The organism is Mycobacterium sp. NGS11 (assembly GCF_059813315.1).
The window spans coordinates 55,551-71,821 of the sequence record NZ_JCALEJ010000026.1 but is presented as its reverse complement, the minus strand read 5'-3'; the positions used below and the strand labels follow the sequence as shown (position 1 = coordinate 71,821).

The window sequence follows — 16,271 nt, the reverse complement described above, 5'->3', positions numbered from 1 at the left end:
ACAGCTCGTCGATGTCGAAATCGGGCGCATCGAACACCGCGTCGCGCAATTCGGCCCGCATCCGCTTAGCGCGGCCAACGACCCTTTCCTCCAACCGTTCCGACCACAAGCTCCGGCCTAGCAGGTAGCTGCGGTACCGCGCGATCGGTTCGAGCGCCGCCCAGTGGTCGACCTCGTCTTGCGTCCGGTATCGAGTCGGATCATCGGATGTGGTGTGTGGGGCCAAGCGGTAGGTGACCGCCTCGATCAATGTCGGCCCGCCGCCGGCGCGGGCTCGGGCGGCGGCCTCGGCCGTCACCGCAAAGCAGGCCAGCACGTCATTGCCGTCCACCCGGATTCCTGGCATGCCGTACCCAATCGCCTTGTGCGCCAGCGACGGCGCGGCGGTCTGTTTGGCGATCGGCACCGAGATCGCCCATTGGTTGTTCTGCACGAAGAACACGCACGGCGTGCCGAACACGGCCGCGAAGTTCAGCGCCTCGTGCACGTCGCCCACGCTCGTGGCGCCGTCACCGAGGAAGGCCACCGTCACCGAGTCCTCGCCCAGGCGCTGGGCGGCCATCGCCGCACCCACGGCGTGCAGGGTCTGGGTGCCGATCGGAATCGACAGCGGTGCGCAGCATTTCTTCGTGAAGTCCAGACCGCCATGCCAGGTTCCGCGCCACGCCGCGCCCACGTGTCCGGGCGGGATGCCGCGCACCAAAAACGCTCCGAGTTCCCGGTATTGGGGAAACAGCCAGTCCGTCTTGCGCAGGCACGCCGCGGCGCCAACCTGTGCGGCCTCCTGACCATGACACGAGGCGTACAGCCCCAGCTCGCCTTGCCGCTTGAGGTTGACGAATTCGCCGTCCAGTTCGCGGGTGATCACCATCATCTCGTAGAGCCAGCTCAGCGTCTCCGCGGGAAGCCCACGGCTGTAGCGGTTTTCGGACGTCGGCGAACCATCGGGCGCGACGAGTTGTATCGGCTCGAGATCGACAGTCATGGGCGTCGAAGACATCTGCGCCACACCGCCTCCCTCGTCGGGTGCCGCGTGGTCCACTGGACCACAGCGGATCCCGGCAAACGGTCAGCCGGGATCTACCGCGAGCGGAGATCGATCGCCAGCTACACGAAAGGCTTCGCTCGCCGCGACACTGACGTACTCACCATTATGCGCTCAAACCGGAGGAGACCGGTTGATTGCGGCGACGGCACAGCGTGTCGCGCTTCGGCGTCCAGCCCCCGTCCGGTGGTAATGCGGCAGCCGTCACTCAGGGACGGTCTCACCCGCCCTGCGCAACGTCATGTGCGCGTGCTTGAGCACGGGTGAGTCGACCATCTGTCCCTCGAAGGCGAAGACGCCGCGCTCGGACCGCGCCGCCGTCAGGACCCGTCGCGCCCAGTCCAGTCGCTCCTCGGTGGGGCGGTACGCCTCGCGCACCACCGGGATCTGGCTGGGGTGGATGCACACGGTTCCGCCGAAGCCCAGCGCGACGGCGTCCTCGGCCTCCTCTCGCAGGCCGTCGAGATCCCGGATGTCCAGATGCACCGCGTCGAGCGCCATGCGGCCGAAGGCAGACGCCGCGAGCAGGGCTGTCGACCGCACGTGATGGGCGACGTCGCGGTAGGTGCCGTCGGCCTTGCGGCTGGAGCTCCCGCCCAGCGTGGCCACCAAGTCCTCGGCGCCCCACATCAGCGCCACGGTGCCCTGTGCCGCCGCGATTTCGGTGGCGAATACCGCCCCGCGCGGCGTCTCCAGCAGCGCGATCACCTCGCGTGGCGCGAGACCGGTGACCTGCGCGGCCGATTCGGTCTTGGACAGCATCACCGTCGTGTACGCGGTGCCGGCGAGCGCTTCGACATCGAGAGGGTATTCCGCGGTGCCGGCCGCATTGACCCGCACGACGGTGCGTTCCGGGTCCAGCGGTGTCTCCTGCAGCGCCTTACGCGCCGCGGGCTTGTCGGCCTCGGCCACGCCATCCTCGAGGTCGAGGATCACCACATCGGCGGCCGCTGCGGCCTTGGCGAAACGCTCGGGGCGGTCGGCCGGGCAGAAAAGCCATCCCGGGCCGGCGGCTTGCAGGTTCACGCGGTCTCCTGGTTGCTCGGGCGCTTCTGCACCAGAGTGGTGCGCACGGCGCGGGCGACGACGTCGCCGTGCTGGTTGCGTCCCGTGTGCTCGAGGGTGACGATGCCTTCGCCGGGACGGCTTTTCGATTCCCGCTTGCCCGTACACACGGTCTCCGCGTACAGGGTGTCGCCGTGGAAGACGGGTTTGGGGAAAGACACGTCGGAGAAGCCCAGGTTGGCCACGATGGTGCCGAGCGTCAGCTGCGACACCGACAACCCGACCAGCGTGGACAGGGTGAACATGGAGTTCACCAGTCGCTCGCCGCGAAACCCGGGCTGTTCGGCGGCCCAGGCCGCGTCGAGGTGCAGCGACTGAGTGTTCATGGTGAGCGTGGTGAACAAGACGTTGTCGGCCTCGGTGATCGTCCGGCCGGGCCGGTGCAGATAGGTTGTCCCGATCTCGAATTCCTCAAACCACAAGCCGCGCTGGACAACCGACTTGGCATCCGTCATGAGCGCCGCTCCTCCTCATCGCTCGACTCTGCATCGTCGCCGGCGCGCGTCATGACAGTCCAAGCGATCGCGCGATCAGCATCAGCTGCACTTCGGTAGTCCCTTCGCCGATCTCGAGGATCTTGCTGTCGCGGTAGTGGCGCGCCACCGGATATTCGTTCATGAAGCCGTAGCCGCCGTGGATCTGGGTCGCGTCGCGGGCGTTGTCCATCGCCGCCTCCGAGGCGATCATCTTCGCGATTGCCGCGTCCTTCTTGAAGGGCTTGCCCGCCAGCATCTTTGCGGCCGCATCGTAGTAGGCGGTCCGCGCGACGTGGGCACGCGCCTCCATCCGCGCGATCTTGAAGCTGATCGCCTGGTTGGCGCCGATCGGCTGGCCGAACGCCTGGCGTTCCTTGGCGTACTTGACGCTTTCGTCGACGCAGCCCTGCGCCGCCCCGGTCGCCAGCGCGGCGATCGCGATGCGGCCCTCGTCCAGGATGGACAAGAAGTTGGAGTAGCCGGTGCCCCGGCCACCCAACAGGTTCTCCTCCGGGACGCGGACGTCGTCGAAGCTCAACGGGTGCGTATCCGACGCGTTCCAGCCGACCTTGCTGTACACCGGTTCGACGGTGAACCCCGGTGCGCCGTTGGGCACGATGATCGACGAGATCTCTTTCTTGCCGTTGGCGGCGGTTCCGGTGACGGCGGTGACGGTGACCAGTGAGGTGATGTCGGTGCCGGAGTTGGTGATGAATTGCTTGCTGCCGTTGATCACCCAGTCGCCGTTGTCGAGCCGGGCCGTGGTGCGGGTTCCGCCGGCGTCCGAGCCCGCCCCGGCTTCAGTGAGCCCGAAGCCGGCGAGGGCGCGGCCGGCGGTCAAGTCCGGCAACCACTTCTGCTTTTGCTCCTCGGTGCCGAACCGATAGATGGGCATGGCGCCGAGGCTGGCGCCGGCCTCCAGGGTGATCGCCACCGACTGGTCGAACTTGCCGAGTTCCTCGAGCGCCAGCGAAAGGGCGAAGTAGTCACCGCCCATGCCACCGTATTCCTCGGGGAACGGCAAGCCGAACAAGCCCATCTCCCCCATCTTGGCGACGACCTCGTACGGGAAGCTGTGCTCCTCGTCGTGTTTGGCCGACACCGGCGCGACCACGGTGCGCGCGAACTCGGCGACCGTGTCGCGAAGATCCTCGTATTCCTTGGGCAACGTCCCCGCGGTGATGGATGTGGTCATGATGCGTCCTTACTCGAATCGGCTGCCGCGCTGGATTCTTCGGGCACCAGTCGGGCCAGCACCTGGTCCACCGTCACCTGATCACCAACGGACACCAGTACTTCCACCTGTCCGGAGACCGGTGCGGCAAGCGAATGTTCCATTTTCATCGCCTCGACGACGACCACCACCTCGCCCTCGGAAACGCCGGTGCCCGAGGATGCCTGAACGGCGATCACGCTGCCGGGCATCGGGCTGACGATCTCGGCCCGCTGCGCGCCGGCGGCGCGGTGGATTTTGTTCTCCTCGGCTTCACGCACATGCCAGGTTCCTCGCTCGTCGGCGATCCACAGGTGCCGGTCGGCTTCGGCCCAGCGGTAGTCCCGGCGCACACCGTCGAGCGTCATACTCATCCGCGTCGGCTCGACATGCACGGCGGCGGAATGGGTTTGACCCTCGCCGACCTGTACCGTGGCCGCCTCGGGCAAGCCCCGCACGGACACCGTCGCACTGCGCAGCGGGGTGCGCATGTCGGTGCGGACCGGTGCCGGGCTACCGCCGACCCGCCATCCGGTCGGCGCCGCCCAGGGATTGTCGCCGAAGCGGCGAGCGCGCAAAGCCAGGGCCGATTGCCGATAGAGACCGGCCGCGGCGAGCACGTCATCGGGAGCCGGCAGCGGAGCGAAGTCCGCCAGGCGCTCGTCCAGCAGCGCGGTGTCCAGGTCGCCGGCCTGCACCCGCTCGTCGGCGAGCAGGAATCGGAGGAATTCGACATTGGTTTGAACACCCAGGATCACGGTTCGGCTCAGCGCGCGGTCGAGCTTCGTCAGCGCCTCGCCGCGGTCGGTTCCGTGGGCGATCACCTTGCTCAGCATCGGGTCGTAGTCGCTGCCGACCAGCGTGCCCGTCAACAGCGAGGAGTCGACCCGCACGCCGTCACCGGACGGTTCGGAAACCTCCAGCACCCGCCCGCCGGTGGGCAGGAAGCCCCGCGCCGGATCCTCCGCGTACACCCGCGCCTCGACCGCGTGCCCACGCAATTCGATGTCGTCCTGGGCGAACGCCAGCTTCTCGCCGGCGGCCACCCGCAGCTGCCACTCGACCAGGTCCAGCCCGGTGACCGCCTCGGTGACCGGATGCTCGACCTGCAGGCGGGTATTCATCTCCATGAAGAAGAACTCGTCGGGCCGCGCCGCGGAGACGATGAACTCGACCGTGCCGGCGCCGACGTAGTCAACGCTGCGCGCGGTATCGCAGGCGGCCGCCCCGATGCGCGCCCGCGTCGCCTCGTCGAGCAAGGGCGAAGGCGCCTCCTCGATCACCTTCTGGTGGCGGCGCTGCAGGCTGCACTCACGTTCGCCGAGGTGCACAATGTTGCCGTGCGTGTCGGCGAGCACCTGCACCTCGATGTGCCTGGGCCGCAACACGAATCGTTCCAGAAACAGTGTGTCGTCGCCGAACGACGAAGCGGCCTCGCGTCGCGCCCCGACCAGCGCCTCGCGCAGCCTGCCCGGTTCGTCCACCAGCCGCATGCCCTTGCCGCCACCGCCCGCCGACGGTTTGATCAGCACCGGGTACCCGACCTCGTCCGCGGCCGCGGCCAGCTCGTCGTCACTTAGCCCCGGGTTGGCGACGCCGGGCACCACCGGGACGTCGAACGCGGCAACCGCATTCTTGGCGGTGATCTTGTCGCCCATCACCTGTATCGCCCGGACCGGCGGCCCCAGGAACACCACTCCGGCCCGCTCGCAGGCGGCGGCGAAATCGGCGTTCTCAGACAGGAATCCATACCCCGGATGGATCGCTTGGGAGCCGGTGCGCACGGCCGCCTCGACGACCCTGTCGATGTTCAGGTAACTTTCGCGGGCCGCCGCGGGTCCCAGCCGCACCGCCTCGTCGGCTTCGAGCACATGGCGCGCGCCGGCGTCGGGATCGCTGTAGACGGCGACCGAGCGGATGCCGAGCCGACGCAGGGTTCGGATCACCCGCACCGCGATCTCGCCGCGGTTGGCCACTAATACGGTTTCGAACACTGCATTCACATCCGAAAGACGCCGTAGGAGACGGGTTCCAGCGGTGCTTGGGCGCACACCGAAAGAGCCAGTCCGACAAAGGTTCTGGTGTCGGCGGGGTCGATGATGCCGTCGTCCCACAGCCGCGCCGTGGAGTAATAGGGGTTGCCCTGACTTTCGTACTGTTCGCGGATGGGAGCCTTGAACTCCTCTTCCTCGTCGGTCGACCACGGTTTGCCCGCACCGGCGAGTTGCTCCCCGCGCACGGTCGCCAGCACCGATGCGGCCTGTTCGCCGCCCATCACCGAAATGCGGGCGTTCGGCCACATCCACAGGAAGCGAGGCGAATACGCCCGCCCGCACATCGAATAGTTGCCCGCCCCATAGGATCCGCCGATCACGACGGTCAGCTTGGGCACCCGCGCGCAGGCAACGGCGGTGACCATCTTGGCCCCATGCTTGGCGATGCCGCCGGCCTCGTAGTCGCGACCGACCATGAAGCCGGCGATGTTCTGCAAGAACAGCAGCGGTATCTTGCGTTTGTCGCACAACTCGATGAAATGCGCACCCTTCAAGGCCGATTCGCTGAAGAGCACGCCGTTGTTTGCAATGATGCCCACCGGATGGCCGTGAATGTGGGCGAACGCGGTCACCAGCGTCTTGCCGTAATTGGCCTTGAATTCGCTGAATTCGCCGCCGTCGACCAGCCGCACGATGACCTCGTGCACGTCGTAGGGCACCCGCGGGTCGGGTGGCACCACGTCGTAGAGCTCCGTCTGCGCGCACCTGGGCGGGAGCGGGGATCGCACGTCCCACGGGCTGGGCTGGCGCGGGCCGAAGGTGGCCGCGATCGCGCGGACGATCCGCAGGGCGTGCTCGTCGTCTTCGGCGAGGTGGTCGGTGACCCCGGAAACCCGGGAATGCAGGTCGCCGCCGCCGAGGTCTTCGGCCGACACGATCTCCCCGGTCGCCGCCTTGACCAAGGGCGGACCACCCAAGAAGATCGTGCCCTGCTCGCGCACGATGACCGCCTCGTCGCTCATCGCCGGCACGTACGCGCCGCCGGCCGTGCACGAGCCGAGCACCGCGGCAACCTGCGGAATTTCCTTGGCGCTCATGGTCGCCTGGTTGTAGAAGATGCGGCCGAAATGCTCGCGGTCGGGGAACACCTCATCCTGCCGCGGCAAGAACGCGCCCCCGGAGTCCACCAGGTAGATGCACGGCAGCCGATTCTGCAGCGCCACCTCTTGGGCGCGCAGATGTTTTTTGACCGTCATCGGGTAGTAGGTGCCGCCCTTGACCGTCGCGTCGTTGGCGACGATCACGCACTCGCGGTCCGAAACGCGTCCGATGCCCGTGATGATCCCGGCCCCAGGCGACTCGTCGCCGTACATGCCGTCCGCGGCCAGCGGCGAGAGCTCCAAAAACGGGCTGCCCGGGTCGAGCAGGCGATCGACCCGTTCGCGGGGAAGCAACTTGCCGCGGCTGACGTGACGCTCCCGGGCGCGCTCGTTTCCGCCCAACGCCGCCGCCGCCAGCTTGGCGTTCAATTCCCCCACCAGCCGGCGGTGCCCACCGGAGAACGACGCCTCGGCCTTGACGGGCGAGGTCACCACGTTGTCCATCGCCGCAGCAGCCTCCTTGCCGTCGTGCGATCGGAGTTTGAGTTAATGCCGATTAACTCAAGGAGTGAGAATACCATTCCCGCTGTTGCCGGTCCAGGCAGGACCACGCTTGGCGAAAGCCGCGAGTTAATCGCGAATAACTCGTGCTACGTTAGGGCCAATTGACCAAGCGGAGGTCCGTCATGACAGCGTCCTCCTCCGAGGGGCGGGCCGGTCCCGTCGACGCCCCAAATCGCCGCAGCCAGTTGAAGTCCGACCGTCGCCTGCAACTGCTGTCCGCCGCCGAACGGCTGTTCGCCGAGCGCGGTTTCCTCGCGGTGCGGCTCGAAGACATCGGCGCGGCGGCCGGGGTGAGCGGTCCGGCCATCTATCGCCACTTCCCGAACAAGGAGTCGCTGCTGGTCGAGCTGCTGGTGGGCATCAGCACCCGGTTGCTCGCCGGCGCCCGGCAGGTGCAGACCGACAGCACCGACGCGGCCGCCGCACTGGACGGGCTGATCGACTTCCACCTGGACTTCGTGTTCAACGAACCCGACCTCATTCGCATTCAGGATCGCGACCTCGCGTACTTGCCCGAGGCCGCCGAAAAGCAGGTGCGCAAAGCCCAGCGTCAATACGTCGAGGTCTGGGTGGGGGTGCTGCGCGAGCTGAATCCCGAGCTGGCCGAGGCCGATGCCCGGCTGACCGCGCACGCCGTGTTCGGCCTGCTGAATTCGACACCGCACAGCGTCAAGCCCGCCGATACTTTGCGCGGCAAATCCGGCCGCGCCGCGAGGTCGCGCACCGTCATGCGGGCGATGACGGTCGCCGCGCTCACCGCCGGAAATCAGTGCCCCTGAGCGTCCGTCGTAGGCTGGCTCAGCCCGTTGACAACCGCGTCCAGGTACCCTGCAAGCCATGAGGTGGACATGAACGATTCACGTCCCACCGAGCGGTTTCCCACATCGCAGCCGGGGCCACAGCAGCCGAGGTATTCGCCCTCCGCTGATCCCGCTTACGCCGACCAGACGCCGTACGCGCAGAGCTACGGCGGGACGACGCCGCCCTGGGCAGCCACCCCGAACGAGACGAACCCGACCAGGCCGCTGCCGGCGTACTGGCAGCAAGAGGTTCCTCCGTCGGCCGACATGCCGACGGGCATGGCTCCCCCGCCGCCGGGCGGCCCGAGGTCGTCGCGATGGTTGTGGATCGGCGCCGGCGCGGCGGTGCTGCTGGTCGTCGCCTTGGTGATTGCGCTGGTACTGGCGAACGACGCGATCAAGACCCAGACCGCCGTCCCGCCGTTGCCGGCGATGCCGGAGCCGAGCACGGAGACCCCGACGACCTCGACGCACCGGACGCCGTCGCTCATTCCGGCCCCGATACCGCCGACCAGCGGCCCCGAGTCGCCGCCCGAGACCACCGGGCCGGCGGCGATGCAAGACGTCGTCTACACAGTCTCGGGTGAGGGGCGCGCGATCAGCATCATGTACATCGATACCGGCGGCCTCATCCAGACCGAATTCAACGTCGCGCTGCCGTGGAGCAAGGAGGTCAGCCTGTCGAAATCGGCGACCCACCCGGCCAACGTCACGATCGTCAACATCGGCCACAGCGTGACGTGCACGCTCACTATCGACGGGGTTCAGATCAGCAAGCGCGTCGGCGGCGGTCTGACAGTCTGCGACGCCCGCGGCTAAGCGCTACACCAACGGGTTACGACGGCTCGGCCGCGGGTTCGGCAACGGCGGGGCCGCGCAGCGGAACCCGGACGGCCAGCATCGCCAGCAGTCCGGCGAGCAGCACCAGCAGAATTCCGCCCAGGCCGGCCCGCACGGCACCGAAGGCGTCGACGAATAGCGAGAACAGCCACGGCGCCACGAACGCCACCGCCCGCCCGGTCATGGTGTAGAGCCCGAACGCCACCCCTTCGCTGCCGTGCTTGGCCATGTGCAGCAGCAAAGCGCGCGACGACGACTGCGACGGCCCGATGAACGTGCACAGCACCAGCCCGCACACCCAGAAGGCCACCGGCCCGGACAGCGCCATCAAGGTCAGTCCCAGGACGATGATCGCGAACAGTGACGCCACGATCACGGGCTTTGAACCGACGCGGTGGTCGACGAACCCGCCCAGCACCGCGCCCACCGCGGCGATCACACTGGCCGCCACCCCGAAGATCAGCACGTTGGCCTGCGAAATGCCGTACACGTTCACGCCGAGCACCGCGCCGAACGCGAAGATCGCCGCCAGCCCGTCCCGGAAGAGCGCGCTGGCGAACAGGAAGTAGACCAGGTTACGGTCGCGCCGCCATTCCGCGGCGACCTCGGTCCACAACCTGCGATAGCCGCCGAGCATGCTCGTCGACTGGTGGTGCTCCGACGACTCGGTCAGCCGGTGCGCGACGAACAGCAAGGGCAGCGCCAGCACCGCGAACCAGATCGCGGCAACCACCATCGCCTCACGGACATAGAGCCCGTCCCGCAGGGGAACTCGCAGCAGGCCGCGCGTCGCGTCGGGCCCTTTGCCGGATCCGGAGATGAAGCCGGTGTAGATCACCAGCAGGAGCACAACGCTGCCGACATACCCCGCCGCCCAGCCGAATCCGGATATCCGCCCGGCCGTCTGCGGCGTCGAGAGCTGACGCAGCATGGCGTTGTAGGGGACGCTGGCCAGATCGCCGCAGGCCGCCGTCGCCCCGAGGAGCGCCAGGCCCGCCCACAGGTAGCCGGGGCGCTCGCGGATGAAGAACATCAGGCAGGTCAGCGTCACCGCCGCGGCCGTCAGCACGCTCAACGCCACCCGCCTGCGATGCGCGGACTCCACCCACACGCCGACGGCGGGCGCGAGCACCGCGACGGTCAGCCCCGCGATGGCCGCCGCGCGGCCCAGCCAACTCGCCGGTGTGGTGGAGCCGGATATCCCCACCCCCACGCTGCTGGTCAGGTAGACGGAGAAGACGAACGTCGCCACGATCGCGTTCAGGCCGGTCGAGCCGGAGTCCCAGAGCGCCCACGCCACGACGCGCGATCGCGCGGCGGTGGCGGGCCGCGGCTCCGGCTGGCTCATGCCCGGCACTCTATCGGCGCGCGCGATCGCCTGCGGGCCGCGTTCGGACCGCTGTCTACGATTGGCGGCATGCCCCTACCCGCCCCAAGCCCCGAGGCGCGCGCCGTTGTCACCGGAGCTTCGCAGAACATCGGTGAAGCGCTCGCCACCGAACTCGCCGCGCGCGGACACAGCCTGATCGTCACCGCCCGCCGCGAAGACCTGCTCACGGCCCTGGCCGCTCGCCTCACCGGCAAGTACGGCGTCACCGTCGACGTGCGCCCCGCCGACCTCGCCGATCCGGGCGAACGCGCGAAGCTGTGCGACGAGCTGGCAGCCCGGCCCATCTCGATCCTGTGCGCCAACGCGGGCACCGCGACCTTCGGCCCGGTTGCCACGCTCGATCCGGCCGGTGAAAAGGCCCAGTTGCAGCTGAATGTCCTTGGGGTGCATGACCTTACGTTGGCGGTGCTGCCGGGGATGGTCGAGCGTGGGTCCGGCGGCATCCTGATTTCCGGTTCGGCGGCGGGCAATTCGCCGATCCCCTACAACGCGACCTATGCGGCCAGCAAGGCCTTCGCGAACACCTTCAGCGAATCGCTGCGCGGCGAGCTGCGCGGGTCCGGCGTCAATGTGACGCTGCTGGCGCCGGGCCCGGTGCGCACCGACCTGCCCGACGACGCCGAGGCCTCGATCGTCGAGCGGCTGGTGCCGGATTTCCTGTGGATCTCGACCGAACACACCGCGCGGGTGTCTCTGGATGCGTTGGCGCGCAACAAGATGCGCGTCGTTCCCGGCCTGACGTCGAAGGCCATGTCGGTGGCCAGCGGGTACGGTCCGCGCGCCATCGTGGCGCCGATCGTGGGCGCGTTCTACAAGAAGCTCGGCGGCGGGTAGGCGCTATTTCCGGCGGCGTCCGGAACCGAAGATGCCTTTCACCGCTTCGCGTATCGCGGTGTTGATGCCGCTTTTAACGGTGGGGTTCTGCAGAACTTCCTCCCACATCGACGGCCCTTTTGCGCCCTTCGGCTCCGCTGGCTCCGGCATCGGCGGAACCGGCTCGTTCGGCGGGACCGGCGGGTATTCGGACCGGGTTTGCGGCGGCTGCGGCGCGGGCGGGGCTTGCGGATCCGGCGGGGCGGACGGGGGCTGCGCGGGCTGGGAGAGCGTCTGACCGTACTTCGCCTGCAGCGGACTGTTTTTCGCCGCGGCCACGATCGCGTCGTTGCCGATCGACGCCATGAGCGAGCGCGGTACCCGCATGCGGGTCCACGCGACCGGCGTCGGTGCGCCCTTCTCGGATAACACGGTCACCACCGCCTCCCCGATTCCCAGCGACGTCAGCGCCGACTCCAGGTCGTAGACATCGGTTTTCGGGTAGGTGCGGACGGTCTTGCTGAGGGCCTTCTGGTCGTCGGGTGTGAACGCCCGCAACGCGTGCTGAACTCGCGCGCCCAGCTGGGACAGGATGTCGTTGGGGATGTCCGTGGGGAGTTGGGTGCAGAAGAACACCCCGACGCCTTTGGAGCGGATCAGCTTCACGGTCTGCTCGACCTGCTCGAGGAAGGCCTTCGACGCGTCGGCGAACAACAAGTGCGCCTCGTCGAAGAAGAACACCAGCTTCGGCTTGTCCACATCGCCGACCTCGGGTAGCTGGCTGTACAGGTCGGCGAGCAACCACATCAGGAAGGTGGAGAAGATGACCGGACGCACCGACTGACCCGTGAACTCCAGCAGCGAGATGATGCCCTGGCCTTGCTCATTGACGCGCAGCAGATCGTTCGGGTCGAGCTTGGGCTCGCCGAAAAAGGTGTCCCCGCCTTCGGCATCGAGGTTCACCAGCGCGCGCAGGATCACGCCCGCCGTCGTCGCCGACACGCCGCCCAGCGATTTCAGGGCTTCCTTGCCCTCGTCGCTGGTCAAATAGCCGATGGCGCCGCGTAGATGGTCAGTGGTGACCAGCGGACGGTTTTGGTCCTTCGCCCAGTGGAAGATCAACCCCAGCGTCGATTCTTGAGTAGCGTTGAGCCCCAGCACTTTTGACAGCAGAACGGGGCCGAAGCTGTCGACGGTCGCCCGGATCGGCACGCCGATTCCCTTGGTGCCCAGCGACAAGAACTCGGCCGGAAACCCCGTCGGCTGCCAGTTGTCGCCGGTGTCTTTGGCCCGCGCGGCGGTCTTGTCGTTACCTTCGCCGGGCCTGGCCAGCCCGGACAGGTCGCCCTTCACATCGGCCATCAGCACGGGGACGCCCGCGGCGCTGAGCTGCTCGGCGATCAATTGCAGCGTCTTGGTCTTGCCGGTTCCGGTCGCCCCCGCCACCAGGCCGTGCCTGTTGATGGTGGCCAGCGGAATGCGAATCTGGGCCGCCGGATCGGCCGCGCCGTCGATGACGACGGTGCCCAATTCCAGCGCCTGGCCGCCGACGGCGTATCCATCGGCGATCCGCGTCGCGGCCGTGGCCGCTGAATCGGTGCTCATCGTGCTGCGCCTCTCTTCCCCGACGATTCGGCGTGCAGTTCGACAACGCTCCACCCTACTTCCCCACCTTCTCCGGGGGCGAGGTCCGGCGCGCGCGTCACCTGGGCCTGGTCCGATGGTGGCGACCCGCCGCGTCCGGCTTCGCCGCACTTGCGATCGCCACTAGTCTGAGCGCTGTGCGAGACGAATTGGTGTGGATCGACTGCGAGATGACCGGGCTTGATCTGGGTTCGGACAAGCTCATTGAGATCGCGGCACTGGTGACCGACGCCGATTTGAACGTTCTCGGCGACGGGGTCGACGTAGTGATCCATGCCGACGATGCCGCGCTCGCGGCGATGGGCGAGGTGGTCACCGAAATGCACTCGCGCTCCGGGCTGACCGACCAGGTGCGGGCGTCCACGGTCGACCTGGCGACCGCGGAGGCAATGGTTCTGGATTACATCGGCGAACACGTCAAACAACCCAAAACGGCGCCGCTGGCCGGCAACTCCATCGCCACCGACCGCGCCTTCATCGTGCGCGACATGCCCGCCCTGGATTCGTTCCTGCACTACCGCATGATCGATGTGAGCTCGATCAAAGAACTCTGCCGGCGCTGGTATCCGCGCATTTACTTCGGCCAGCCGGTCAAGGGGCTGGCCCACCGCGCGCTGGCGGACATCCACGAGTCCATTCGCGAGCTGCAGTTCTACCGGCAGACCGCATTCGTCTCGCCGCCGGGGCCGTCTACCAGCGAAATCGAGGCGGTGGTCGCCGCCCTTGGCGACGGAAAAGACGCACCGGGGCCAAGCGATTCGGCCAGCGCGCCGCCGACCGGTTAGTATCGACGTCGCCGCTCGTTGACCGTCATTGCGTGAAGGTCGGCTGGCGGTCGTGGTGGGTGTAGTTCAGTTGGTAGAGCGTCAGGTTGTGATCCTGAATGTCGCGGGTTCGAGTCCCGTCACTCACCCCACAGGTCAGGGAGCGTTGCCGCTCCCTGACCTTTTTTGACCCGGAGTCGCGAGAACCGACCGCTTCGTCAGGTGTTGGCGTTGCCCGCTTTCCACTGCGCCCAGGGGATGTTCCAGTCGCCCAGGCCCTCGATCCCCGGCAGCGTCGACCCCACCGTATGCACCACCTCGACGATGTCGCCGCTCTTGCTGTGGTCGTAGAACCACTCGGCGTTGCTCGGACTCACGTTGAGGCATCCGTGGCTGGTGTTGGTGTGGCCTTGGGCGCCCACCGACCACGGCGCCGAGTGCACGAAGACGCCGCTGTAAGACATCTGGGTGGCCCAGTCGACCTCGGTGCGATATCCGTTGGGCGAGTTGACCGGAACGCCATATGTCGAGGAATCCATGATGATGTGCTTGAACCGCCCACCAATGATGTAGATGCCGTTAGCCGTTGGGGTGCTGTCCTTGCCCATTGACGTCGGCATGGTCTTGACGACATCACCGTTGACCCGCACGGTCACCGTCTTCGTGGTGTCGTCGGCCGTCGAGATCACCTCGTCACCGATGGTGAAGTGCGACTTGACGTTGTCCTCGCCGAACATCCCGTCGCCCAGGTCGACCCCGTAGGTGTTGACGGCCACGTCGATGGTTGTCCCCGACTTCCAGAAACGCTCCGGGCGCCAACGAACTTCGCGGTTGTTCAGCCAATAGAACGCGCCCTCCACCGCAGGATTGGTGGTGATCTTGATGGCCTTCTGCGCCGCCGCGCGGTTCGCGATGTTCTCGTCGAAGCGGATCGCCACCGGCTCACCGATGCCCACCACGTCACCATCGGCCGGACTGACGTAGGGCATGGTCAGGTGCGCCGGTGAGCTGGTCTCGAACGTCATCTGCTTGTTGGCCGCGCCGCCCAGGCCGGTGGCCTTGGCATTCAGCGTGTAGCGCCTGTTGTAGCCGAGCGGCTCTGTGGTCGACCAACGCAGGCCGTCGGGGCTCAACTGCCCATTGATCGACCTACCGTTCTCGTTGACCATGGTGACCGAGGCGAGCACGCCGTCGGCGACGGTCACCGTCACCGGCGCATCCACCGTCACACCGACGGCGCCGTCGGTCACCGAGGCGGTGAGCTTCGGCACCAGCAGGTCGGCCAGTGGCGTGCCCTTGTCGAAGATGACTTTCGCCGGTGCCGCCGCGTGGTCGCCGGTACACGCGCCGCTGAACACGGCAATCGGAATAATCGCGGCCACCAGCCACGATCGTCGCCTCCGCAAACGCGTCATCCAGTGACCTTCCATGTAATTCTCCAGTTGGTCACCGCTGACCAGTCAGGTAGCTGCAGGCATTCTACTGGCTTTTGCCGACACTCCCCCGCGGATGCGAGCCCGGGCGGCCGATCGGTGTCACCACCGCAATGAATTCGTCATTCAGGCGTGGTCCAGAGCCCGCCGGGGCCCGTTCTACGCCGGCGAGCCGACCTCGTCGTGCCGCTGCTCGTCGACCATGTCGCGGGTGTTGACGGCCTCGACGCGCGCGAGTCTGACGATGGCCGCCGTCATCACCAGCGCCGCCGCCACCAGGGCGATCGCCCCGGCGCGACCGGTGTTCAGCGTCTCGCCGAGGACGACGACGCCGAGCACCGCCGCCACCACCGGCTGCGACATCTGCAGGGTCGGCATCGACGCGGTCAACGGACCGGCCCGAAACGCCGACTGACTCCACGCCACGCCACCCAGCGCGACCAGTATGCAGGCATACAGCTCGGGGGTCCGGGTCACCGCGGCCGCTCCCTCGCCGAGCCGGGCGACCACTTCTTTGGCGAGCACCGCGAAGACGCCCCACAACGACCCCGACGCGAAGGCGAACAGCGCCGCCGCCGCGGCGCCACCCCATGTTCGGCCGGCCACGATGCAGCCGATCAACAGCGGCGCGAGGACAGCGGCAACCGCAGTCCAGGTTCGCAGGGAGGCGCCCGGATGCCCGGCCTGCGGGTTGCCCACGATCACGACCACGATCACCGCCGTGGTCAGCAACGCGGCCCATACCCACTCGCCTGCGGTCACGTTGCGGTGCAGGAACCTGGCGTTGATGGGCAGCGCGAACAGCACCGAAGACATCAGCAGCGCCTGCACCAACAGCACCGAGCCCTCACCGAGCGCCGCGGCCTGTAGCGCGATGCTCGCCACGAGAAGCAGTGCGCCCCACCACCATCGTTGATTTCGAACCAGGCCGGCGAACAATTCGACCGAGCCGATCGCCCGGTCGGCGATGCAGTGCGCGGCGCGCTGCTGCAAGACGTCGCCGATCGCCACGCAAAGCGCAGAACTCAGCGCCAACAGTGCGGCGATATGCCATTGGGTCATAAATATCTCCGTCGATATCCGGCAACTCAGGCACTAGTGATGCGAAAGTCCTTCCCTCACAGAGCATC

At 67.5% G+C, this 16,271-nt stretch carries 14 protein-coding genes and 1 tRNA gene; 5 read left to right on the top strand and 10 right to left on the bottom strand.

All coding sequences use genetic code 11. The features are described 5' to 3' along the window. The 6 genes from pdhA to AC5Y4T_RS21905 all read right to left on the bottom strand — a co-directional run. A partial coding sequence (pdhA, locus tag AC5Y4T_RS21930; RefSeq protein ID WP_499955333.1) for a pyruvate dehydrogenase (acetyl-transferring) E1 component subunit alpha occupies positions 1–1,000 on the bottom strand: 1,000 nt, incomplete at its 3' end. Between the two features lie 249 nt (positions 1,001–1,249). Further along, entirely contained in the window at positions 1,250–2,071 is an 822-nt protein-coding gene (locus AC5Y4T_RS21925) for an HpcH/HpaI aldolase/citrate lyase family protein (protein WP_499915309.1), read from the bottom strand. Next, positions 2,068–2,565 (bottom strand): MaoC family dehydratase, encoded by a 498-nt coding sequence (locus AC5Y4T_RS21920; protein ID WP_499915307.1) that lies wholly within the window; start codon positions 2,563–2,565, stop codon positions 2,068–2,070. The genes AC5Y4T_RS21925 and AC5Y4T_RS21920 overlap by 4 nt, the downstream gene beginning before the upstream one ends. Positions 2,566–2,614: 49 nt before the next feature. Continuing rightward, a complete protein-coding gene (locus AC5Y4T_RS21915) occupies positions 2,615–3,781 on the bottom strand; it encodes an acyl-CoA dehydrogenase family protein (protein WP_499955331.1) in 1,167 nt (388 codons plus the stop codon). Continuing rightward, positions 3,778–5,793 (bottom strand): acetyl/propionyl/methylcrotonyl-CoA carboxylase subunit alpha, encoded by a 2,016-nt coding sequence (locus tag AC5Y4T_RS21910; protein ID WP_499955329.1) that lies wholly within the window; start codon positions 5,791–5,793, stop codon positions 3,778–3,780. The genes AC5Y4T_RS21915 and AC5Y4T_RS21910 overlap by 4 nt, the downstream gene beginning before the upstream one ends. 5 nt (positions 5,794–5,798) lie before the next feature. After that, a complete protein-coding gene (locus tag AC5Y4T_RS21905; protein WP_499955327.1) occupies positions 5,799–7,397 on the bottom strand; it encodes a carboxyl transferase domain-containing protein in 1,599 nt (532 codons plus the stop codon). 182 nt (positions 7,398–7,579) lie between these two features. Between AC5Y4T_RS21905 and AC5Y4T_RS21900 the strand changes: the two genes are divergently transcribed. Both AC5Y4T_RS21900 and AC5Y4T_RS21895 read left to right on the top strand, forming a co-directional pair. Beyond that, a complete protein-coding gene (locus AC5Y4T_RS21900; protein ID WP_499955325.1) occupies positions 7,580–8,236 on the top strand; it encodes an SACE_7040 family transcriptional regulator in 657 nt (218 codons plus the stop codon). A 63-nt stretch (positions 8,237–8,299) separates the two neighbouring features. After that, positions 8,300–9,076: an MmpS family transport accessory protein gene (locus tag AC5Y4T_RS21895; protein WP_499915298.1), complete on the top strand. Its 777-nt coding sequence runs from the start codon at positions 8,300–8,302 to the stop codon at positions 9,074–9,076. Positions 9,077–9,092: 16 nt separating this feature from the next. On the opposite strand, the gene AC5Y4T_RS21890 is transcribed toward AC5Y4T_RS21895, so the two are convergent. Beyond that, on the bottom strand, positions 9,093–10,445 hold the full coding sequence (locus AC5Y4T_RS21890; protein ID WP_499955323.1) for an MFS transporter: 1,353 nt from the start codon (positions 10,443–10,445) through the stop codon (positions 9,093–9,095). A 69-nt stretch (positions 10,446–10,514) separates the two neighbouring features. Between AC5Y4T_RS21890 and cmrA the strand changes: the two genes are divergently transcribed. Continuing rightward, on the top strand, positions 10,515–11,321 hold the full coding sequence (gene cmrA, locus AC5Y4T_RS21885; protein WP_499915294.1) for a mycolate reductase: 807 nt from the start codon (positions 10,515–10,517) through the stop codon (positions 11,319–11,321). A 3-nt stretch (positions 11,322–11,324) separates the two neighbouring features. Here the strand turns inward: cmrA and AC5Y4T_RS21880 are convergent, their stop codons facing one another. Further along, entirely contained in the window at positions 11,325–12,905 is a 1,581-nt protein-coding gene (locus AC5Y4T_RS21880; RefSeq protein WP_499955321.1) for a helicase HerA-like domain-containing protein, read from the bottom strand. Between the two features lie 176 nt (positions 12,906–13,081). Between AC5Y4T_RS21880 and orn the strand changes: the two genes are divergently transcribed. Both orn and AC5Y4T_RS21870 read left to right on the top strand, forming a co-directional pair. Then, positions 13,082–13,729 carry an oligoribonuclease gene (gene orn / locus AC5Y4T_RS21875; protein ID WP_499916675.1) on the top strand — a complete coding sequence of 216 codons (648 nt, stop codon included), beginning with the start codon at positions 13,082–13,084 and terminating at the stop codon, positions 13,727–13,729. A gap of 55 nt (positions 13,730–13,784) precedes the next feature. After that, positions 13,785–13,860: transfer RNA gene (locus AC5Y4T_RS21870), tRNA-His, on the top strand. A gap of 66 nt (positions 13,861–13,926) precedes the next feature. On the opposite strand, the gene AC5Y4T_RS21865 is transcribed toward AC5Y4T_RS21870, so the two are convergent. After that, entirely contained in the window at positions 13,927–15,138 is a 1,212-nt protein-coding gene (locus tag AC5Y4T_RS21865; protein WP_499955319.1) for a L,D-transpeptidase, read from the bottom strand. A 162-nt stretch (positions 15,139–15,300) separates the two neighbouring features. Further along, complete coding sequence (locus AC5Y4T_RS21860) at positions 15,301–16,203, bottom strand: DMT family transporter (RefSeq protein ID WP_499955317.1); 903 nt, start codon at positions 16,201–16,203, stop codon at positions 15,301–15,303. Between the last annotated feature and the right edge of the window lie 68 nt (positions 16,204–16,271).